The organism is Massilia oculi, assembly GCF_017582745.1.
Taxonomy (GTDB): domain Bacteria; phylum Pseudomonadota; class Gammaproteobacteria; order Burkholderiales; family Burkholderiaceae_D; genus Telluria; species Telluria oculi_A.
On record NZ_JAFVIM010000022.1, the window covers coordinates 31,243 to 51,984 of the forward strand.

At 63.7% G+C, this 20,742-nt stretch carries 17 protein-coding genes and 2 tRNA genes; 4 read left to right on the top strand and 15 right to left on the bottom strand.

Features of this window, described 5'->3' with window-relative positions; genetic code table 11:
• Positions 1 to 6: 6 nt before the first annotated feature.
• Entirely contained in the window at positions 7 to 1,167 is a 1,161-nt protein-coding gene (locus tag J3U95_RS21715) for an acyl-CoA dehydrogenase family protein (RefSeq protein WP_208280733.1), read from the bottom strand.
• A gap of 33 nt (positions 1,168 to 1,200) precedes the next feature.
• On the bottom strand, positions 1,201 to 2,067 hold the full coding sequence (locus J3U95_RS21720; RefSeq protein WP_208280734.1) for an HTD2 family dehydratase: 867 nt from the start codon (positions 2,065 to 2,067) through the stop codon (positions 1,201 to 1,203).
• A gap of 175 nt (positions 2,068 to 2,242) precedes the next feature.
• On the opposite strand from J3U95_RS21720, the gene J3U95_RS21725 reads away from it, so the two are divergent.
• Both J3U95_RS21725 and J3U95_RS21730 read left to right on the top strand, forming a co-directional pair.
• On the top strand, positions 2,243 to 3,172 hold the full coding sequence (locus J3U95_RS21725) for a LysR family transcriptional regulator (RefSeq protein WP_208280735.1): 930 nt from the start codon (positions 2,243 to 2,245) through the stop codon (positions 3,170 to 3,172).
• Between the two features lie 122 nt (positions 3,173 to 3,294).
• On the top strand, positions 3,295 to 4,260 hold the full coding sequence (locus tag J3U95_RS21730) for a tripartite tricarboxylate transporter substrate binding protein BugD (RefSeq protein ID WP_208280736.1): 966 nt from the start codon (positions 3,295 to 3,297) through the stop codon (positions 4,258 to 4,260).
• 24 nt (positions 4,261 to 4,284) lie between these two features.
• Here J3U95_RS21730 and J3U95_RS21735 read toward each other — a convergent pair.
• The 6 genes from J3U95_RS21735 to J3U95_RS21760 all read right to left on the bottom strand — a co-directional run bounded on the left by J3U95_RS21735 (position 4,285) and on the right by J3U95_RS21760 (position 9,803).
• A tRNA-Arg gene (locus tag J3U95_RS21735) sits at positions 4,285 to 4,361 on the bottom strand.
• 131 nt (positions 4,362 to 4,492) lie between these two features.
• Positions 4,493 to 4,569, bottom strand: a tRNA-Pro gene (locus tag J3U95_RS21740).
• A gap of 75 nt (positions 4,570 to 4,644) precedes the next feature.
• On the bottom strand, positions 4,645 to 5,985 hold the full coding sequence (gene glmM, locus J3U95_RS21745; RefSeq protein WP_208280737.1) for a phosphoglucosamine mutase: 1,341 nt from the start codon (positions 5,983 to 5,985) through the stop codon (positions 4,645 to 4,647).
• A gap of 31 nt (positions 5,986 to 6,016) precedes the next feature.
• A complete protein-coding gene (gene folP, locus J3U95_RS21750) occupies positions 6,017 to 6,877 on the bottom strand; it encodes a dihydropteroate synthase (RefSeq protein ID WP_208280738.1) in 861 nt (286 codons plus the stop codon).
• 155 nt (positions 6,878 to 7,032) lie between these two features.
• A complete protein-coding gene (gene ftsH, locus J3U95_RS21755) occupies positions 7,033 to 8,916 on the bottom strand; it encodes an ATP-dependent zinc metalloprotease FtsH (RefSeq protein ID WP_005669764.1) in 1,884 nt (627 codons plus the stop codon).
• A gap of 239 nt (positions 8,917 to 9,155) precedes the next feature.
• Positions 9,156 to 9,803 (bottom strand): RlmE family RNA methyltransferase, encoded by a 648-nt coding sequence (locus J3U95_RS21760; RefSeq protein WP_208280739.1) that lies wholly within the window; start codon positions 9,801 to 9,803, stop codon positions 9,156 to 9,158.
• A gap of 45 nt (positions 9,804 to 9,848) precedes the next feature.
• On the opposite strand from J3U95_RS21760, the gene yhbY reads away from it, so the two are divergent.
• Positions 9,849 to 10,319 (top strand): ribosome assembly RNA-binding protein YhbY, encoded by a 471-nt coding sequence (yhbY, locus tag J3U95_RS21765; RefSeq protein ID WP_071363244.1) that lies wholly within the window; start codon positions 9,849 to 9,851, stop codon positions 10,317 to 10,319.
• Positions 10,320 to 10,373: 54 nt separating this feature from the next.
• Here the strand turns inward: yhbY and J3U95_RS21770 are convergent, their stop codons facing one another.
• The 7 genes from J3U95_RS21770 to J3U95_RS21800 form a co-directional block, all read right to left on the bottom strand.
• Positions 10,374 to 10,850, bottom strand: a complete 477-nt coding sequence (locus J3U95_RS21770; protein ID WP_208280740.1) for a DUF4149 domain-containing protein — start codon at positions 10,848 to 10,850, stop codon at positions 10,374 to 10,376.
• Complete coding sequence (gene greA, locus J3U95_RS21775) at positions 10,850 to 11,323, bottom strand: transcription elongation factor GreA (RefSeq protein WP_005669756.1); 474 nt, start codon at positions 11,321 to 11,323, stop codon at positions 10,850 to 10,852. Before greA ends, J3U95_RS21770 begins: the two co-directional genes overlap by 1 nt.
• A 135-nt stretch (positions 11,324 to 11,458) precedes the next feature.
• Positions 11,459 to 14,689, bottom strand: coding sequence for a carbamoyl-phosphate synthase large subunit (carB, locus tag J3U95_RS21780; protein ID WP_208280741.1), 3,231 nt, complete (start codon positions 14,687 to 14,689; stop codon positions 11,459 to 11,461).
• Position 14,690: 1 nt separating this feature from the next.
• Entirely contained in the window at positions 14,691 to 15,854 is a 1,164-nt protein-coding gene (carA, locus tag J3U95_RS21785; RefSeq protein WP_208280742.1) for a glutamine-hydrolyzing carbamoyl-phosphate synthase small subunit, read from the bottom strand.
• Positions 15,855 to 16,150: 296 nt separating this feature from the next.
• The gene (locus J3U95_RS21790; RefSeq protein ID WP_208280743.1) at positions 16,151 to 16,561 is read right to left on the bottom strand and encodes a GlcG/HbpS family heme-binding protein; all 411 of its coding nucleotides are present in this window, start codon (positions 16,559 to 16,561) and stop codon (positions 16,151 to 16,153) included.
• A 13-nt stretch (positions 16,562 to 16,574) separates the two neighbouring features.
• On the bottom strand, positions 16,575 to 17,498 hold the full coding sequence (locus tag J3U95_RS21795) for a patatin-like phospholipase family protein (protein WP_208280744.1): 924 nt from the start codon (positions 17,496 to 17,498) through the stop codon (positions 16,575 to 16,577).
• Positions 17,499 to 17,590: 92 nt separating this feature from the next.
• Complete coding sequence (locus J3U95_RS21800; RefSeq protein ID WP_229520014.1) at positions 17,591 to 19,726, bottom strand: TonB-dependent siderophore receptor; 2,136 nt, start codon at positions 19,724 to 19,726, stop codon at positions 17,591 to 17,593.
• 258 nt (positions 19,727 to 19,984) lie between these two features.
• On the opposite strand from J3U95_RS21800, the gene J3U95_RS21805 reads away from it, so the two are divergent.
• Entirely contained in the window at positions 19,985 to 20,710 is a 726-nt protein-coding gene (locus tag J3U95_RS21805; protein ID WP_208280746.1) for a DUF4198 domain-containing protein, read from the top strand.
• The last annotated feature ends 32 nt before the right edge of the window (positions 20,711 to 20,742 follow it).

Sequence of the window (20,742 nt, forward strand, 5' to 3'; positions counted from 1 at the left end):
GATCTCCTAGTAGGAACGCGGCAGGCCGAGCACGTGTTCGGCCACGTACGACAGGATCATGTTGGTCGAGATCGGCGCGACCTGGTACAGCCGGGTCTCGCGGAACTTGCGCTCGACATCGTATTCGGCGGCGAAGCCGAAGCCGCCGTGGAACTGCAGGCAGGCGTTGGCCGCCTCCCACGAGGCGTCGGCGGCCAGCATCTTGGCCATGTTCGCCTGGGCGCCGCAAGGCTGCTTGGCGTCGAACAGCGCACAGGCCTGGTAGCGCATCAGGTTGGCCGCCTCGATGTTCACGAAGGCCTTGGCGATCGGGAACTGCACGCCCTGGTTCTGGCCGATCGGGCGCCCGAACACGACACGCTCGTTCACATAGTTCGTGACCTTGTCGATGAACCAGTAGCCGTCGCCAATGCATTCGGCGGCGATCAGGGTGCGCTCCGCATTCAGGCCGTCGAGGATGTACTTGAACCCCTTGCCCTCTTCGCCGATCAGGTTCTCGACCGGGATCTCGAGGTTCTCGAAGAACAGCTCGTTGGTTTCGTGGTTGACCATATTGAGGATCGGCTGCACGGCCAGGCCATTGCCGATCGCCTCGCGCAGGTCGACGATGAAGATCGACATGCCCTCGGATTTCCTGGTCACCTCGGCCAGCGGCGTGGTGCGCGCCAGCAGGATCATCAGGTCGGAGTGCTGCACCCGCGAGATCCACACCTTCTGGCCGTTGACGACGTAGCGGTCGCCCTTGCGCACGGCCGTGGTCTTGATCCTGGTAGTGTCGGTGCCAGTGGTCGGCTCGGTGACCGCCATCGACTGCAGGCGCAGCGCGCCGCTGGCGATCTGCGGCAGGTAGCGTTCCTTCTGGGCCGCCGAACCATGGCGCAGCAGCGTGCCCATATTGTACATCTGGCCATGGCAGGCGCCGGAGTTGCCGCCGGCGCGGTTGATCTCTTCCATGATGACCGAGGCCTCGGTCAGGCCGAGGCCGGAACCGCCGTATTCCTGCGGGATCAGGGCGGCCATCCAGCCGGCCTGCGTCAGCGCGTCGACGAACTGCGCGGGATAGCCGCGCTCTTCGTCGATCTTGCGGAAGTACTCCGGCGGGAAGTCCGCACACAGCGCGCGGACCGCGTCGCGGATGTCCTGGTGCGGCAGTTCCAAGTGGATCATGTGGGTCTCCTGAATATTGTGGGAATGATGCGCTCAGCGCAGGGTCGCCTCGGCCTGCATGGCGAGTTCGCCCCGGTCGTTCTGCGCCCATAAGGCGATGGTCTTGCCGTCCGGCCCCGGCTTGCCGCAGACCGCGAACGGCGCGGTATCGAACAGCGGACCGACGGCGCGGAAGCTGAAGCGCGCGATGTCCGCGCCCGGCAGCTCGCGCCGCACCAGGTCGACCAGCAGCGTGGCGATGAGCGGGCCGTGCACGACCAGGCCGGGATAGCCTTCCACGCCGGTGACATAGCTGCGGTCGTAGTGGATGCGATGGCCGTTGAAGGTCAGCGCCGAATAGCGAAACAGCAGCACCGGATCGGGGTGGACCGTGCGCGACCAGCGCGCGTCGGCCGGGGCCGGCCGAGGCGCAGGCGCAGGCGCGGCGGCGCCGGACGCGGGCAGGTCGCGGTACACGATGTCGTGTTCCTCGGTGATGACCGGCGTCCCGTCCTGGCGGATGTCATGCCGCACCGTGACGAACACCAGGCGGCCGCTGGCGCCCTCCTTGGCCTGCACGCTGCGGATGGTCGAGGTGCGCGTCACGAGCTCGCCGATCCGCGCCGGCGCATGGAACTCGAAGCGGCCGCCCGCCCACATGCGCCGCGGCAGAGGCACTGGCGGCAGGAAGCCGCCACGTTTCGGGTGGCCGTCCTCGCCCAGCTGCGACTGGCGGGCGATCGCGTGGAAGTAAATCCAGTGCCACAGCGGCGGCAGCGCCTCGCCCTGGGCGGGCGCGTCCGGATAATCCAGCGTGGCGGCCAGGGCCGCCGCCGCGTCGGGCCGCAGCACGTCATGCAGCACCTCGGTCTTGCCTGTCCACTGCTGGAGCAGGCTTGCATCGAAATCGTCGGTAATCATCGTTCGCCGTGAAAGGAATCGGATGGCTCATCATAGATTTGAATGGATCGGCCATAGAAATAGAAAAACGTGATTCCTCCATCACGCGCCGCGATAGCTGCGGCCATCACGAATCGCGATTGCCAAGACGTATCAAAGAGCATATGTTGATGGCTCATCCATTACCGGAACGTTCATGGACATCAAGCAGATCCGCACCCTGATCGCAATCGCCGAGACCGGCAGCGCCACCCGCGCAGGTGAACTGCTCCACCTGGTGCAACCGGCCGTCTCGCGCCATATCCGCCTGCTGGAAGAAGAATGCGGGGTGCCGCTGTTCGAGCGCGAACGCCACGGCATGGTGCTGACCGACGCCGGCCGCACCCTGGTCGAGTATGGCCGCCGCGCGCTGCGCGAGTTGGACAAGGCGCGCGCCGAGATCGGGCCGGCGACCACCAGCGTCTCCGGGCGGTTGACGATCGGCCTGCTTGCCAGCACCAGCCGGCTGCTGGCCGGCGAACTGGTGGCGCGGGTGCGCGCCCGCTATCCGGCGGTGACGGTCAGCATCACCGTCGGCTACGCGGGCAATGTGCTCCAGTGGCTTGAAGCGGGCGACATCGAACTGGCCCTGCTGTACGACACGCGCTCGTCCACCGGCCTGCAGGCCGAGGCGCTGGTCGACGAGCGCCTGTACGTGCTCGGCCCACCAGGCGAATTCTCGGGAAACGAACCTTTTCCATTGAAAGGGCTCAAGGACCGGCCGATGGTGATGCCGAACGCGTCGCACGGGCTGCGCAGCATCATCGAACACGCGCTGGCGGTGGCCGGCATCAGCGTCGACGTCGTCGCCGAGACCAATGCGCTGGACCTGCAGAAATCGCTGGTGGCCAAGGGTTTCGGATACACGATCCTGCCCACCTCGGCCGTGCTGGAAGAACTGCAGGGGGGAACGCTCTCCGGCGCCCCGGTAGGCACGCCGGACCTGTCGCGCCGCATCGTGCTGGCGCGGGCCGCCGCGCGCCGGCCCTCCCCGGCCAGCGCCGCCGCGGCCCCCATCCTGACCGCCCTGATGAAGGAGATGGTGGACCAGCAGGCCTGGCCGGGCGCGGCCTGGATCGGACGCTGAAACGAGCTATGCCGTTCCCTGATGCTGGCATCACAAAAAGGTATTTCGTGCGCCCTCCCATAAGCTCTTAGGATGGTTCAAAACAACGGGACCACCCGATACAACGAGCACAGGAGACGACGATGCTGAAAAAACTGATGTTTGCCGGCCTGACGCTGGCCGCCGCCGGCGCCCATGCGGCCGATTACCCGGCCCGGGCAATCACGATGCTTATTCCCTTCTCGGCCGGCGGGCCGACCGACGTCATCGGCCGCATTCTCGGCCAGACCATGGCGAAGTCGCTCGGCCAGTCGGTCGTGGTCGAGAATGCCACCGGCGCCGGCGGCACGATTGCCGCAGGCAAGGTGGCGCGGGCCGCGCCCGATGGCTATACCATCCTGCTGCACCATAATGGCATGAGCACCAGCCCAGCGCTGTACCGCAAGCTGGCCTTCAATCCGATGACCGACTTCGAATACGTGGGCCAGGTAGCCGACGTGCCGATGGTGCTGCTGGCGCGCAAGAACCTGGCGCCAAACACGCTGCCCGAACTGCTCACCTATATCAAGGCCAACAAGGACAAGCTAACGATGGGCAATGCCGGACCCGGCGCCGTCTCGCACCAGTGCGGCATGCTGTTCCTGAGCGCCATCGGCGCGCCGCTGACCACGGTGCCCTACAAGGGCACGGCCCCGGCGATGAACGACCTGCTGGGCGGGCAGATCGACCTGCTGTGCGACCAGACCACCTCCACCACTTCCTACATCAAGACCAACAAGGTGAAGGTGTATGGCGCCACCACCAGGGCGCGCGTGGCCTCGCTGCCCCAACTGCCGACCCTGGCCGAGCAAGGCATCGCCGGATTCGACATGTATGTGTGGCACGGCATGTATGCGCCCAAGGGAACGCCGAAAGCCGTCGTCGACCGCCTGGGGACGGCGCTGCGCGAAGCGCTGAAGGATCCCAACGTCAAGGCCCGGTTCGCCGAACTCGGCACCGAACCGGTCCCGGCCGAAAAGGCCACGCCGGAAGGCTTGCGCACGCATTTGAAGGCCGAGATCGAGAAGTGGGGGCCGATCTACAAGAAGGCAGGGGCCTACGCCGATTGATGGTGGTCGTATGCGCGATGTGATTGGCCCGCCCTGAGGGAATCGAACCCCCGACCCACGGCTTAGAAGGCCGTTGCTCTATCCGACTGAGCTAAGGGCGGATCTTGGAAGAGCGCTACTATAAACCGCAAGCATCATGCTTGCAATAAGGCCACGCTTGTTGTCGTGGCCCACGATGGCAGCGCTGAAAACAAAACAGGCCGTCGATGACGGCCTGTCTTGATGAATCTTTTGGTCGGAGTACAAGGATTCGAACCTTGGACCCCCTGGTCCCAAACCAGGTGCGCTACCGGGCTGCGCTACACTCCGCCGTGAGAAACATTATAAGCGATGGCGACGCGAAATGCCAGCCCCGGCCTGCATCCGACCAGACTGGCGATTCCATCACGCAGCCAGCTTGTCCGCGATACGGCGCGCCATGCTTTCGGCCACGGCCGCCTCTTTCGCTTCCACCATCACGCGGATCAGCGGTTCGGTGCCGGATGCACGGATTAGCACGCGGCCATTGTCGCCCAGCTCGCGCTCGACCGCTTCCTTCTCGGCCACCAGCGCCGGATCAAGCGTCCAGTCGAAGCCCGGCGTGACTTTCTTGTTGATCAGGGTCTGCGGGAACAGTTGCAGCTCGCTGCAGCATTCCGCCAGCGACTTATTGCCACGCACCAGGGCCGACAGCACTTGCAGCGCCGACACGATGCCGTCACCGGTGCTGTGCTTGTCCAGCGCCAGCAGGTGGCCCGAGCCTTCGCCGCCGAACAGCCAGCCGCGCTCTTTCATGACCTCGAGCACGTAGCGGTCGCCGACCTTGGCGCGCGCAAAGCCGATGCCCATCTGCTTGAAGGCGACTTCGAGCGCCATATTCGTCATCAGGGTGCCGACGGCGCCCGCCACCGGGCCGGTGCTCATGCGGTCGCGCACCATCACGTACAGCAGCTCGTCGCCGTTGTAGACGCGGCCGTTGGCGTCGACCATGATCAGGCGGTCGGCGTCGCCGTCCAGCGCGATGCCGAGGTCGGCCTTGTTGGCCACCACGGCTTCGGACAGCGCCTTCGGCGCGGTAGCGCCAAAGCCGGCGTTGATGTTGAAGCCGTCCGGCTGGGCGCCGATCGAGATCACCTCGGCGCCGAGTTCGTGGAACACGTGCGGCGCGATGTTATAGGCCGCGCCGTGGGCGCTGTCGACGACGATCTTCAGGCCACGCAGGTCGAGTTCGTTCGGGAAGGTGCTCTTGCAGAATTCGATGTAGCGGCCCTGGGCGTCGCGCAGGCGGGTCGCGCGGCCGAGTTTATCGGAGGCGACGCAGCCCATCGGCTCGTCGATCGCTTCCTCGATTTCGAGCTCGACGGCGTCTGGCAGCTTGGTGCCGTGTTCCGAGAAGAACTTGATGCCGTTGTCCTGGAAGGGATTGTGCGAGGCCGAGATGACGACGCCGGCCTGCAGGCGCAGCGCGCGGGTCAGGTAGGCGATGGCCGGGGTCGGCATCGGGCCGGCCAGCATCGAATCGACGCCGGCGGCGGACAGGCCGGCTTCCAGCGCGGCCTCGAGCATATAGCCCGAGATGCGGGTGTCCTTGCCGATCAGGACGACCGGACGGCCGCTGCTCGACTTGCGGCCCTTGGCCAGGACGGTGCCGGCGGCATAGCCGAGACGCATCACGAATTCAGGAGTAATTGGCGCAACGCCCACCGTGCCGCGCACGCCATCGGTGCCGAAATATTTCCGTGCCATCTAGTTCTCTTTTCTCTTATTGAAACGATTTTTACAGGACCGAGGGTGGATGCATTGCCGCATGCCACACCTTCAGGGCATCGACAGTCTCTGCCACATCATGCACACGCACGATTCTAGCGCCATGCGCTACCGCAGCCAATGCCGCGCCGATGCTGCCGGCCACCCGCTGTTCAACCGGGCGCCCGGTGACGGCGCCGATCATGGATTTGCGCGACATGCCGGCCAACACCGGCAAATCGAGTTCGTCGCGCATGCGCTGCAAGCCGTGCAGCAAGGCATAGTTGTGCTCGACGGTCTTGCCGAAGCCGAAGCCGGGATCGACGCAGATGCGTTCGCGTTCGATGCCGGCCGCGCTCAATGCATCGACGCGTTCGCGCAGGAAAGCGATCACCTCCCCCACCACGTCCTGGTACTGCGGCGCCTGCTGCATGGTTTCGGGCGTGGCCTGCATGTGCATCACGCACAGGCCGCAATCGCTGTCCTGCACCGCCGCAATCGCGCCCGGCGCGCGGAAACCGTTGATGTCGTTGATCATGTCGGCGCCGGCGATCAGCGCTTCGCGCATGACCTCGGGCTTGCAGGTGTCGACCGACAGCGCGACGTCGAGCGTGCGCAGCGCGTACAGGGTCGGCATCACGCGCCGCAGCTCTTCGTCGAGCGGCACGCTCGGCGAACCTGGACGGGTCGATTCGCCGCCGATGTCGATCATGGTGGCGCCGTCCCTGATCATCGTCTCGGCATGGGTCAGCGCGAATTCAAGGCCCTGGTAGCGACCGCCGTCGGAAAAGGAATCGGGGGTGATGTTCAAAATGCCCATCACCACTGGATAGGCAGATTCAGCCCCCTCCAGCGCGAAGCTGAAGTGGCCGCATTGCAGTTTCTTGGTCATGAAAGCACATCGGGGGTCAGGTCTGACAATCAGACACGGCCTCGACAATAAATGTATTTAAAGGTTGAGCTCGTGTCCGAATGTCAGACCTGACCCCAGCTTTTTGCAAAACAAAAAAGGCACCCTGACGGGTGCCTTTGAGGGGAGAGACAGCGTCAGGCCGGTGCGGTGGCATTCGGCGCCACACCGCCCGAGCCGCTGTCGCCCGGCGGCGTGCGCTTGGTCAGCACGGTCTTCGGCTGGCGCGGCTCGCGGCCGGCCATGATGTCGTTGATCTGCTCGGAATCGATGGTTTCCCAGTCGAGCAGCGCCTTGGTCATCATTTCGACCTTCTCGCGGTTCTCTTCCAGCAGACGGCGCGCCAGCGCGTACTGCGTGTCGAGGATGGCGCGGATCTCGGCGTCGACCTTTTGCTGCGTCGCTTCCGAAATGGTCTTGGTGGCGCCGCCGAAGAAGCCGTCGTTCTCGCTGTCTTCGTAGACCATCACGCCCATGCTGTCGGACATGCCGAAGCGGGTCACCATCGAGCGCGCCAGCTTGGTCGCGCGGGCGAAGTCGTTCGAGGCGCCGGTCGACATCTGACCGACGAAGATCTCTTCGGCGATACGGCCGCCGAACAGGATCGAAATCTCTTCGAGCATCTTGTCCTTGTAACCGGACAGGCTGTCGTGCTCCGGCAGCTGCCAGGTCAGGCCCAGTGCGTAACCGCGCGGCATGATCGTGACCTTGTGCACCGGATCGGCCTTCGGCAGCAGCTTGGCGACCACCGCGTGGCCCGACTCGTGGTAGGCCGTGTTGCGGCGCTCTTCTTCGCGCATGACCATCGACTTGCGCTCCGGACCCATATAGATCTTGTCCTTGGCGTCTTCGAAGTCGATCATCTCGACCAGGCGCTTGCTGCGGCGCGCGGCGAACAGCGCGGCTTCGTTGACCAGGTTGGCCAGGTCGGCGCCCGAGAAGCCCGGGGTGCCGCGCGCCAGGATGTCGGCCTTGACGTCGGTGCCGATCGGCACTTTACGCATGTGCACGTTGAGGATCTGTTCGCGGCCGCGGATGTCCGGCAGGCCCACCATCACCTGGCGGTCGAAACGGCCCGGACGCAGCAGCGCCTTATCGAGCACGTCGGCGCGGTTGGTGGCGGCGATCACGATGACGCCCGATTGCGCCTCGAAACCGTCCATCTCGACCAGCAGCTGGTTCAGGGTCTGTTCGCGTTCGTCATTGCCGCCGCCCATGCCGGCGCCGCGGTGACGGCCGACCGCGTCGATCTCGTCGATGAAGATGATGCAAGGCGAATGCTTCTTGGCGTTCTCGAACATGTCGCGAACACGCGACGCACCGACGCCGACGAACATCTCGACGAAGTCGGAACCCGAGATCGAGAAGAACGGCACCTTCGCTTCGCCGGCGATGGCGCGCGCCAGCAGGGTCTTACCGGTACCCGGAGGACCGACCATCAGCACGCCGCGTGGAATGCGGCCGCCCAGTTTCTGGAATTTGGTTGGATCCTTGAGGAAGTCGACGATTTCCGAGACTTCTTCTTTCGCTTCGTCGCAACCGGCGACGTCGGCGAAGGTGACGGTGTTATTGGTTTCATCCAGCATGCGCGCCTTCGACTTGCCGAAGGAGAAAGCGCCGCCCTTGCCGCCGCCCTGCATCTGGCGCATGAAGAACACCCAGACGCCGATCAGGAGCAGCATCGGGAACCACGAAATGAATACCTGCTGCAGGAACGATGGCTCCTCCGGCGGCTTCACGTCGAAGCGCACGCCGTTTTCACGCAGGTCGCCGATCAGGCCGCGGTCCAGGATGGTCGCGGTCGCGCGCACCTTCGAATCGTCGCTGCGGGTGGCGGTGATGTTCGAGCCTTCGATCGTCACATCCTTGATGCGACGTTGTTTGATCTCATCGAGCAGCTCGGAATAAGCAATGGTCTTGCTGCCGCCGGCGACGCTATGGGTGTCGAACTGCTTGAACAGCATGAACAACAGCAGCGCGACGACCACCCAGATGGCGGATTTGGAAAACATATTATTCACGAGCACTCCTCCGATGCAATTGCATCTCTACCGATTTCAGTATTCCGATTTTACTCGCAATAAGCCGACACCGCCACGCGGCGCAGGCAATAGTGCCGAAATACTATCTTTTTACATCCCGCCGGCACATTGCATACAAATCCGTGGTGCCGGGCCGGAGGGATCACGCGGCTGATGTATGGGCGCGCGTGGAGATTTCAAGGGGAAATTCCATCCCTCTAAAGAATGGGCCGCTCGCCTCAGTCCGCCGGGTTCTTCAGGCCACGGCCAAGCAGGAAGATCTCGGACGATTTGTCGCGGCTGGCCTTCGGCTTGATCTGCTTCACGGTCTTGAATTCGGTCCGGAATTTCTCCAGGATTTGCGTGAAACCCATGTCTTTAAAACATTTAACCACCAGCGCACCGCCCGGCTTCAAATGGAGCTGCGAAAATTCGATCGCCAGGTCGATCAAATGTTCCATGCGCGCTGCATCGGCATGGCTGATACCCGACAAATTGGGCGCCATATCGGATAGCACAAGGTCGGCCTTGCGGCCGGACAAGACTTCGTCGAGCTGCGTCAGCACTTCTTCCTCGCGGAAGTCGCCTTGAATATATTGCACGTCCGCGATCGGCTCCATCGGCAGGATGTCGAGGCCGATGATGGTGCCATTGATGCCGCCGCCGTCGGCGCCGGCCAGCTTGCGCCGCGTGTACTGGGCCCAGCTGCCCGGGGTGCAACCGAGGTCGACGATGACCTGGCCGGGCTTGATCAGCTTTTCCTGCTCGTCGATCTCCTTGAGCTTGTAGGCGGCGCGGGCGCGGAAGCCTTCTTTCTGGGCCAGTTTGACGTACGGATCGTTAATATGGTCGTGCAACCAGTTTTTGTTTAATTTGTTCTTGGCCATTCGCGTAGAATACTGCTTTTATAGGTACATCAAAAAAGAATTGTTATGATCAAACTTACACCGGCCGAGCGCAGCGCCCTGCGCGCAGAAGCACACGGGCTCAATCCAGTCGTCATGATCGGCGAAGCCGGCCTTACCGAATCCGTCGTCAAGGAAATCTCGGCCAGCCTCGATGCACACGGCCTGATCAAGGTGCGCGTGTTCGGCGACGACCGCGAAGCGCGCGTCGCCATGTACGAGCAGATCTGCGCCGACCTCGACGCGGCGCCGGTCCAGCACATCGGCAAGCTGCTGGTCCTCTACCGCCCCAAGAAAGAGGCGGTCAAGGAACGCAGCGGCAAATCGGGCCCGGGCATGCGCGAAGTCACCATCGTCAAGGCCAGCGCCAGCGGCACCAAGAAGCCGAGCGTCACCAAGGTCATGCTGAAAGGGAACGAACGCGTCACCGCCGGCGGCAACATCAAGCGCGCCAAGCCGCGCCAGACCAGTTCCAAGAAAAATTCGCTGAACAAGTGAACAAAAAAACCGGGGCAACCCGGTTTTTTTACGTCCCGATTATTCGGAGCACGCTCAACGCAGCCGAACGATCAGCCACGCCCCCAGCAAGCTCTGCACGAGATAGAACAGCTGCGACACCCCATGCATCACGGCGAACTGCGTCCAGTACGGCGACGCCCTCACCCCATCCGGCCCGGCGAGTTCACGCAATTGCGCCATGGCCGGCTGCAGCCCGACGAAAATCACCAGCGTACACGCCAGCATCGCCAGCACCAGCAAGCTCAAAAATCTGCGCCGCGACGGCGCCAGGTCGCTCGACACCCGCAGCAAGACCAACAGCACGACGGCGCAGGCAATCGACAGCCACGCCTGGCGCGTGAGCAGCACCGCGACCAGGTCGCCCGCCTGCACGCTGCCGAGGACGGCGAACGCCGCGGGCGCCGCGACATAGCCGAGCGCCCACAGGACGCCCGTCCACAGCGCGGCCACCAGCAGGCGCGCCGCCGGCAAGCGCCCCGCTTTCACACCGCTGGCCGCCGCCGCTTCCATCAGACGTAGCGGACTTCGAGGATTTCGTATTCGCGCGGGCCCGACGGGGCCTGCACTTCGACCACGTCTTCGGCAAACTTGCCGATCAGCGCGCGCGCGATCGGCGAGGTCACCGAGACCTTGTTCAGTTTCAGGTCAGCTTCGTCGATGCCGACGATCTGGTAGGTGACCTTCTGGCCCGATTCCAGGTCTTCGAGGTCGACAGTGGCGCCGAACACCACGCGGCCGTCGGCGTCCAGCGTGGACGGATCGATGATCTGGGCGGTGGAGAGCTTGCCTTCCAGCTCGGCGATGCGTCCTTCGACGAAGGCCTGGCGTTCCTTGGCGGCGTCGTACTCGGCGTTTTCGGACAGGTCGCCATGCGAACGCGCCTCGGCGATCGCGTCGATCACGATGCGGCGCTCCTTGGTCTTGAGCTGGTGCAGCTCTTCTTTCAGGAGTTCTGCGCCGAATTTGGTCAGTGGTGTGTTCATGGTTCTCTGCTGTTGGTGTTGTACGGGACACCCGTAGCGTCTCAAAGCGAAAACCACAGAGGCACGCGGCGCCAAGGCCGCGCGAGCTCTGTGGTTCACTTGTGTACTAAGCTGTCCTACGGGTACTGCGTGTGCTTAGTGTAAGGTTTTATGCAGGCCTTGTAAATCGTACACGCGCAGTTCGTCGATGTGGGGCATGCCCTCGATCGCCGCTTCGGCGCCGGCGATCGTGGTGTAGGTCACCACGTGCGAGGCCAGTGCCGAGGTACGGATCGTGCGCGAGTCGGTGATCGCACTGCGCTTTTCCTCGACCGTGTTCACGACCATGACGATCTCGTGGTTCTTGATCATGTCGACCACGTGCGGACGGCCTTCCAGCACCTTGTTCACCGAGCGCACCGGGATGCCGGCCGCCGAGATCACGGCGGCGGTGCCCTTGGTCGCCACCAGGTCGAAGCCGAGCTTGACCAGGTCGCGCGCCACGCCGACCGCGCGCGGCTTGTCCGACGACTTCACCGACAGGAACACGGTGCCCGACTTCGGCAGCTTGATGCCGGCCGCGAGCTGCGATTTCACGAACGCTTCGCCGAAGGTGGTGCCCACGCCCATCACTTCGCCGGTCGATTTCATCTCTGGTCCCAGGATGGTGTCGACGCCAGGGAACTTCACGAACGGGAACACGACTTCCTTGACGCTGTAGAACGGCGGCACGACTTCTTTGGTGATGCCCTGCTGCTCGAGGGTCTGGCCGACCATGCAGCGCGCCGCGATCTTGGCCAGCTGCAGGCCGGTCGCCTTCGAGACGAACGGCACGGTACGCGAAGCGCGCGGGTTCACTTCCAGCACATAAACAGTATCAAGCGTCACGCCGTCCTGCTCCGACTGCTGGATCGCGAACTGCACGTTCATCAGGCCGACCACGTTCAGGGCCTTGGCCATCAGCGAGGTCTGGCGCTTGAGTTCATCGATGGTCGCCTGCGACAGCGAGTACGGCGGCAGCGAGCAGGCCGAGTCGCCCGAGTGCACGCCGGCCTGTTCGATGTGTTCCATCACGCCGCCGATGAAGGTGGCTTCGCCGTCCGAGATGCAGTCGACGTCGACTTCGATCGCGTCGTTCAGGAAGCGGTCGAGCAGCACCGGCGAATCGTGCGAGACCTTGACAGCTTCGCGCATATAGCGCTCCAGGTCGCGCTGCTCGTGCACGATTTCCATCGCGCGACCGCCCAGCACGTAGGAAGGACGCACCACCAGCGGGTAGCCGATCTCTTCGGCCAGCGCCAGCGCATCGGCTTCGGTGCGCGCGGTGCGGTTCGGCGGCTGGCGCAGGTCGAGCTTTTGCAGCAGCTGCTGGAAACGCTCGCGGTCCTCGGCGGCGTCGATCATGTCCGGCGAGGTGCCGATGATCGGCACGCCGTTCGCTTCCAGGTCCAGCGCCAGCTTCAGCGGGGTCTGGCCGCCGTATTGCACGATCACGCCGACCGGCTTTTCCAGTTCCACGATCTCGAGCACGTCTTCCAGCGTCAGCGACTCGAAGTACAGGCGGTCCGAGGTATCGTAGTCGGTCGACACGGTCTCTGGATTGCAGTTGACCATGATGGTCTCGTAGCCGTCTTCGCGCATGGCGAGGGCCGCGTGCACGCAGCAGTAGTCGAACTCGATGCCCTGGCCGATACGGTTCGGGCCACCGCCCAGCACCATGATCTTCTTCTTGTCGGTCGGGTTCGATTCGCATTCTTCGTCGTACGTCGAGTACATGTACGCGGTATTGGTCGCGAACTCGGCGGCGCAGGTGTCGACGCGCTTGTACACCGGGCGGATGTTCAGCTCGTGGCGGCGGGCGCGCACGGCGGCCGGCTCGACCTTCAGCAGGAAGGCCATGCGGCGGTCCGAGAAGCCCTTCTGCTTCAGCTTGTAGAGCACGTTCTTGTCGAGCGACTCCAGGGTCTGGTTCTCGAGCCACAGCTCGATGTCCACGATCTCCTTGATCTGCACCAGGAACCACGGATCGATCTTGGTGAGGTTGTGCACTTCTTCCAGGGTGAAGCCCTGGGCGAAGGCGTCGCCCACGTACCAGATGCGTTCCGGACCCGGCTCGCCCAGCTCTTCCTCGATCTTTTCGCGGTCGCGGGTCTTTTCGTTCAGGCCGTCGACGCCGACTTCCAGGCCGCGCAGGGCTTTCTGGAACGATTCCTGGAAGGTGCGGCCCATCGCCATGACTTCACCGACCGATTTCATCTGCGTGGTCAGGTGCTTGTCGGCGGTCGGGAATTTTTCGAAGGTGAAGCGCGGGATCTTGGTGACGACGTAGTCGATCGACGGCTCGAAACTGGCCGGGGTCGCGCCGCCGGTGATCTCGTTGCGCAGCTCATCGAGCGTGAAGCCGACGGCCAGCTTGGCCGCGACCTTGGCGATCGGGAAGCCGGTGGCCTTCGAGGCCAGCGCCGACGAACGCGACACGCGCGGGTTCATCTCGATGACGATCATGCGGCCGTCTTTCGGGTTGATCGAGAACTGCACGTTCGAGCCGCCGGTGTCGACGCCGATCTCGCGCAGCACGTCGATCGACGCGTTACGCATGATCTGGTATTCCTTGTCGGTCAGCGTCTGCGCCGGCGCGACGGTGATCGAGTCGCCGGTGTGCACGCCCATCGGATCCAGGTTTTCGATCGAGCAGATGATGATGCAGTTGTCGTTCTTGTCGCGAACAACTTCCATCTCGTACTCTTTCCAGCCGAGCAGCGACTCTTCGATCAGCAGTTCGCTGGTCGGCGAAGCCTCGAGGCCGCGCTTGCAGATCTGTTCGAATTCTTCTTCGTTGTAGGCGATGCCGCCGCCGCTGCCGCCCATGGTGAACGATGGACGGATGATGGTCGGGAAGCCCAGCTCGCGCTGCACGCTCCACGCTTCTTCCATCGAGTGGGCCACGCCCGAACGCGCCGAACCCAGTCCGATCTTGGTCATCGCGTCCTTGAACTTCGAACGGTCTTCGGCCTTGTCGATCGCTTCCGGGGTCGCGCCGATCAGCTCGACCTTGTATTTATCGAGCACGCCGTGGCGGTGCAGGTCGAGCGCGCAGTTCAGCGCGGTCTGGCCGCCCATGGTCGGCAGGATCGCGTCGGGACGCTCTTTCTCGATGATGCGCTCGACAACCTTCCAGGTGATCGGCTCGATATAGGTCACGTCCGCCGTTTCCGGGTCGGTCATGATGGTCGCCGGGTTCGAGTTGACCAGGATGACCTTGTAGCCTTCTTCGCGCAAGGCCTTGCAGGCCTGGGCGCCGGAGTAGTCGAATTCGACTGCCTGGCCGATGACGATCGGGCCGGCGCCGATGATCAGGATGCTTTTGATATCACTACGTTTTGGCATATTATTTTTTCTCCGCTGCTTGCATCAGGCCGATGAAGCGGTCAAACAGGTAGGCGACGTCGGTCGGGCCGGGCGAGGCTTCCGGGTGGCCCTGGAAGCAGAAGGCCGGCTTGTCCGTGCGGGCGAAGCCCTGCAGCGAGCCGTCGAACAGCGAGACGTGGGTCACGCGGCAGTTGGCCGGCAAGGTTTCCGGGTCGACTGCGAAGCCGTGGTTCTGCGAGGTGATCAAGACCTTCTTGCTGTCCAGGTCCTGCACCGGGTGGTTGGCGCCATGGTGGCCGAACTTCATCTTCATGGTCTTGGCGCCGGATGCCAGCGCCATGATCTGGTGACCGAGGCAGATGCCGAAGGTCGGGATGCCCTTCTCGATCAGCTCGCGCGAGGCCGCGATGGCGTAGTCGCATGGCTCGGGGTCGCCCGGGCCGTTGGCCAGGAAGATACCGTCCGGATTGAGCGCCAGCGCGTCGGCGGCAGTCGATTGCGCCGGCAGCACGGTGACCTTGCAGCCGCGTTCGGCCAGCATGCGCAGGATGTTGCGCTTGACGCCGTAATCGAAGGCGACCACGTGGTATTGCGGGTCGGTTTGCTTGCCGAAGCCTTCGCCCAGCTTCCATTCGGTCTCGGTGAACTCATAAGGTTCGGTCACCGAGACAACCTTGGCCAGGTCCATGCCGGCCAGGCCCGGGAACGAGCGCGCCAGTTCCAGCGCCTGGGCTGGTGACGGTTCCGCGCCCTGGGAGGCGGTCAGGATCGCGCCGGCCTGGGCGCCTTTTTCGCGCAGGATGCGGGTCAGTTTGCGGGTGTCGATGCCGGCGATGGCAACCACGTTCTCTTGCTTGAGGTAATCGCCCAGCGATTGGGTCGAACGGAAGTTCGAGGCCAGCAGCGGCAGGTCACGGATGATCAGGCCGGCGGCGTGCACCTTGCCCGCTTCGACGTCGGCGCTATTCACGCCGTAGTTGCCGATGTGCGGATAGGTCAGGGTGACGATCTGGCGCGAGTAGCTCGGATCGGTCAGGATTTCCTGGTAGCCGGTGATCGCGGTGTTGAACACCACTTCGCCGGTCGTATGACCGACGGCACCGATGGAATATCCTTTGAAGATGGTCCCGTCAGCAAGTGCCAGGATGGCTGGAACGGAGGGGCCAGAAAAAAATGGCGGCAAGGGCAACTCCCGAAAAAGTTGCCGTAGCTTCGCCACGTCAGACCGACATCCAACTGTCCTGGACGCAGTAGAGCCGCCCGGTGTTGGAGGTCATGTTGAATGAGGGATGGTGGGTATGCGCTACGGCTAAGTTTGAATTAGATAAACTTCCGAATTATAGCGCGAACTCTGATGTTCGGCAATGCGGCGCTGCCACATACCCGCTAGCAAATTGTCGAAAGATGACACGCCCCGCCATCTTCCCTGCCCTGCTGAAACTTATGTTGCGGGTGCAATATTGCGCCCGCAGCTAGCCGTCAGGCGGCGCTCAAGGCGGCGATGCCGGCGCGGGCGATCTGCACGTCCTGTTCCGACTTGACGCCCGAGACGCCAACGGCGCCGATCACGTGGCCGTCGACGATCACCGGTACGCCGCCTTCGAGCATGCCTTCCAGCTTCGGCGCGCTCAGGAAGGACATGCGGCCGCCATTGATCACGTCTTCATAGATCTTCGATTCGCGGCGGCCGAGCGCGGCGGTATTCGCCTTTGCCGGGGCGATATACGAGGACACGGGCGGCGCGCCGTCCAGGCGCTGCTGCCACAGCAGGTGGCCGCCGTCGTCGACGATGGCGATCGAGACGTTCCAGCCGTTGTTGACGGCTTCGGCTTCGGCCGCGGCGCCGATTTTCTTCACATCCGCCAGGGTCAGGTAGGGTTTGGTGTTCATGGTATTGCCTTTCTTATGGAATTTGCTGCCGGAGCTTGAGCTTGGCTTTAATTTGCGGCATGACCGCAGCGGCGGCCTGCTCGCCGGCCAGGATGGCGAGATTGCGTCCGCCGAAATCGCCCGATCCCATATTGCCGAGCGCCGGCGTGATCACGATATCGGCGTCCTTCAGTTCGAAATGGTTCAGGCGCTGGCCCATGATGCTGAAGGTCTGCATCAGGACGTCGAGCGAGCTGGCCGTGGCCGCGCCTTCGGTCGCGCTTGAGATATTGACGGCGATAATGAAATCGGCGCCCATCTCACGCACGTAGCGCACCGGCACCGGCGCCACCAGGCCGCCATCGACGTATTCCTTGTTGCCGATCTTTACCGGCTGGAACACGCTCGGCACGGCCGACGACGCGCGCACCGCCATGCCGGTATTGCCGCGGTTGAACAGGATCGGCTGGCCGGTCTTGAGGTCGGTCGCCACGGCGCCGAAGCGCAATTTCAGCTTTTCCATCGGCACATTGCCGATCGCCTTGTTCACATAGTTCTGCAGCGCCTCGCCCTTGAGCAGGCCACTGGATTTGCTGAGCCACGGCATGGCCCAATCCGAGATGGTCGCCTCGTCCATGGTGAGGGCCGTCTTTTGCAGGGCGAAGCCGTTCAGGCCCGATGCATACAGCGAGCCCACCACCGAACCGGCGCTGGTGCCGACCACGATCTCCGGATAGATGCCCTGGGCCTCGAGGGCCTTGATCACGCCGATATGGGCGAAGCCGCGCGCGGCGCCGCCGCCGAGGGCGAGGCCGATGCGGATTTTCTTGGGAGGAAGCGGCGCCGCCTGGGGGACGGCAACGGGCGTGGCGACGACGGGAGCCGGAGTCGGGGTGCTGCCGCAGGCCGCCAGCAGCAGCGCGGCGCAGGCCACGAGGGAAGAACGACGAGAAACCATGGAATGTACGGAAAAGAACGAGGCGACGATTGTACCTCGGCTCGTTCTCCCCAGCACATCTAACCCACCCGGGGGTGGGTAGGCGGCGCTCCTTACAGGCTGCCGCGCAGGCTCACCGAGACATTGCGTGGATCGCCGTAGTACCAGGCCAGGCCGGTCGGACCGAATTTCTTGTAGTAGACCTTGTCGAACAGATTATTCACGTTGGCCTGGACCGACAGCTTGTCGCTGAAGCGCCAGGCGAACATGGCGTTGGCGACGCCGTAGCCGCCCTGGGTCGCGGTCAGGCCGCTGCCGCGCACATAGGAATCGCTCTGCATGTTCACGCCACCGCCGACAGTCCAGCCCGGGCCGGAGCGGTTCGGGCTATAGCTGGTGAACAGGTTCAACTCGTGCTTCGGATCGATGCTGCGCAGCGGCTGGCCGGTGTTGGCAGCCGTATCCCGCACATACTTGGTACGGGTATTGGTGTAGCCTGCCATGACTTGCCAGCCAGGCAGGATCTCGCCCGAGACTTCGGCTTCGAGACCCTCGCTGCGCTGCTTGCCGCCGGCGATACGGCAATAGCCGGTGGTGAAGTACGGCAGGCAAGGATTGATCGACGACGCGTCTTCGATCGGACGGCCGACGTTCTCGATCTGGAACAGGCCCACCGAGGCATTCAGGCGGCCGCCGAAGAACTCCCCTTTCAGGCCGAGCTCGATATCTTCACCGGTGATCGGCTCCAGCAGGTTGCCGTCCGCGCCGCGCACATTCTGTGGCGTGAAGATCTCGGTATAGCTGGTGTAGGCGCTGATCTCGTTCGACAGGTCATATACCAGGCCCAGATACGGCGTGGCTTCGCGCGTCACCTTGAAGCCGCTGCCGTTGGCACGGTTTTCATTTTCATACCAGCTCAGGCGCGCGCCGAGCGAGAGGGTCAGCGGATCGGCCAGCGAGATGCGCGCCGTGGCGAAGGCGCCGTAGTTGGTCACTACCGTCGGCGGATTGCCGCCGGCCGGCATCGTCGTCACCTCGCGCTCCGGGTAGCTCGAATAAGGGTCGAAGGTGCGGATGTCGATGGTCTGCTTGAACAGGCTGCCCACCCCATAGGTCGCGATCGTCCGGTCGTACACACGCTCGGCGCCCACCACCAGCGCATGCTTGCGTCCGAACAGCGTGAACGGGCCGTCGGCGACGATGCTCAATGCCTGCTGGCGGCTGTCGTCGCCGGTGTACTGCGACGTGGTGATGTCCATCAGGTAGGGGTTGGTGGTGCTGGTGCGCGCGATGTACGACTGCTTGAAACCGTTCGGCTTGATGCGCAGCCCCAGGTAGCCGGCATTCGCACGCACGCTCCAGCCATTGTCGAAGCGGTGCTCGATGCCGACCTGGGCCTGGTCGTTGTAGCGGTTCCAGCGGCTCCAGGCTGAAGTCAGGAAGGTGTCGTCCGGCAGGTTCAGCGAGGTGCCGTCGAAGTTGCCCGGGATGCCGCCCCAGGCGCCGGTAGCGTCCAGGTCGGTGTGCTGCAGCCAGGCGGTGACCGTGGTGCGCGGCGTCAGGTCGGCCTGGACCACGCCGTACAGCACTTCGCGGTCTTCTTCGCGCGCCTTCTGGAAGAAGTCCTTCTTGTCCTTGACCGCCACCACCCGGCCGCGCACCGAGCCGCTTTCATTGAGCGGGGTCGACACGTCCACTTCGATGCGGCGACGGTCCCACGAGCCGACCGTCAGGCCGCTTGATGCCTGGAACCCGGTCGTCGGCAGCTTGCGCACCATATTCACGGTGGCGGAGGGGTTGCCGGAACCGCGCAGCATGCCCGAGGCGCCACGCAGCAACTCGACCCGGTCCAGCACCGCCGTATCGGGCTGGATGAAGGCCGAACCGGACTGCTTGTAGCTCAGCCCATCGATCTGCATCGCATCGACGCCGAAGCCGCGCGAGTTGTAGCCGAGCCGTTCGCTGTCGGTGTACTCGACCGTGATGCCGGCGGTGTTGTTGAGCACATCGGTCAGGTCGAGCAGGTTGCGCTCTTCGATGAACTGGCGGGTGATGACGGTCACCGGCTGCGGCGTGTCGCGGATGTCCTGCTCGCCCTTGAACAGGGTCGAGGAACGGGTGGTGAACGACTTGCTCTTCTCGGTGGTGGCGTCGTGCTTGCCGGTGATGTTCACGGTGGGGATCGCGTCCGCCGCGATGTCGTCCGGCGCCTCCGGGTAAGCCGCCATGGCGGCCAGCGGTGACAGCAAGGCTGCGCTTGCGCCCAGTGCGATAGCTCGGCGCACCAGACGGGCGACGTGCGTGGGATGGGATACAACGGATGGCACTGGGCGCAACATGATCACTCCTTGAAATTGTTTTGAAATGAGAATGATTCGCATTATAATTCTTATTCAATAGTTGATGCAATGCACATATTCGGCACCTCTACCAAAGGAGACATTCTTTATTTGGGGATAGCGCAGGCATCATCGAATTAAATAAACCTAATAAAGAGAATGACGACCATGACGAAACTGCTGCTCTCCTCACTACTCTCCCTTGCTGCAATCGCACCCGCCGCCCAGGCGCACCACGTCTGGCTGGAGCAGGAAGGCAAGACGGTGAAGCTGCAGTTCGGCGAGTTCGGCCTGAACCAGCGCGAGACCACGCCCGGCCTGCTGGACAAGTTCGTCGCGCCGCGCGCGACCCTGCTCAAGGCGTCAGGTGAGACCGAGCTCAAGCTCGAGAAGACCGCCAAGAGCTATGTGGTCGGCGGCGCCAGCCTGGCGGCGGGCGACGCAATCGTGGCGGAGGACAATGCCTATCCGGGCTGGGAAACGACCAAGGACGGCACAACCAGCCAGCACATCTGGATCCCGGCCGCGCGCCTGGCGACCAGCTTCGCCGCACAGCAGCCGAAGCTGGCGCTGGACATCGTCCCGACCGGCACGCCCGGCGAATTCAAGGTGTTCTATAAAGGCCAGCCGCTGCCGAAGGCCAAGGTGGCGATCACCGTGCCGAGCGGCTGGTCGAAGGAAGCGCTGGCCGACGCCAACGGCGCGGTGAAGTTCGACCTGCCGTGGAAAGGCACCTATGTGCTGGAGACCGCGCATACCGACAAGACCGGCGGAGAGCGCGCCGGCGTGCAGTACGCCAGCGCCAGCCATACCTCGTCGCTGACCGTGGTGCAGCCGAAAGGCATCGCGGCCCTGGCCGCGGGCCCCGCACTGGCGCCGGGCGCCGAGCACTGATCGTCGTTCGCTTGCATAGAAAGGCCCGACTC

Bases quoted from the DNA above. Each gene is read 5' to 3' on its own strand.
- J3U95_RS21715 (WP_208280733.1), bottom strand. From the start codon at position 1,167: ATGATCCACTTGGAACTGCCGCACCAGGACATCCGCGACGCGGTCCGC.
- J3U95_RS21770 (WP_208280740.1), bottom strand. From the start codon at position 10,850: ATGGAAGCGGCGGCGGCCAGCGGTGTGAAAGCGGGGCGCTTGCCGGCG.
- J3U95_RS21805 (WP_208280746.1), top strand. From the start codon at position 19,985: ATGACGAAACTGCTGCTCTCCTCACTACTCTCCCTTGCTGCAATCGCA.
- J3U95_RS21760 (WP_208280739.1), bottom strand. From the start codon at position 9,803: ATGGCCAAGAACAAATTAAACAAAAACTGGTTGCACGACCATATTAAC.
- carB (WP_208280741.1), bottom strand. From the start codon at position 14,689: ATGCCAAAACGTAGTGATATCAAAAGCATCCTGATCATCGGCGCCGGC.
- folP (WP_208280738.1), bottom strand. From the start codon at position 6,877: ATGACCAAGAAACTGCAATGCGGCCACTTCAGCTTCGCGCTGGAGGGG.
- J3U95_RS21790 (WP_208280743.1), bottom strand. From the start codon at position 16,561: ATGAACACCAAACCCTACCTGACCCTGGCGGATGTGAAGAAAATCGGC.
- yhbY (WP_071363244.1), top strand. From the start codon at position 9,849: ATGATCAAACTTACACCGGCCGAGCGCAGCGCCCTGCGCGCAGAAGCA.
- J3U95_RS21730 (WP_208280736.1), top strand. From the start codon at position 3,295: ATGCTGAAAAAACTGATGTTTGCCGGCCTGACGCTGGCCGCCGCCGGC.
- J3U95_RS21725 (WP_208280735.1), top strand. From the start codon at position 2,243: ATGGACATCAAGCAGATCCGCACCCTGATCGCAATCGCCGAGACCGGC.
- J3U95_RS21720 (WP_208280734.1), bottom strand. From the start codon at position 2,067: ATGATTACCGACGATTTCGATGCAAGCCTGCTCCAGCAGTGGACAGGC.
- greA (WP_005669756.1), bottom strand. From the start codon at position 11,323: ATGAACACACCACTGACCAAATTCGGCGCAGAACTCCTGAAAGAAGAG.
- J3U95_RS21795 (WP_208280744.1), bottom strand. From the start codon at position 17,498: ATGGTTTCTCGTCGTTCTTCCCTCGTGGCCTGCGCCGCGCTGCTGCTG.
- glmM (WP_208280737.1), bottom strand. From the start codon at position 5,985: ATGGCACGGAAATATTTCGGCACCGATGGCGTGCGCGGCACGGTGGGC.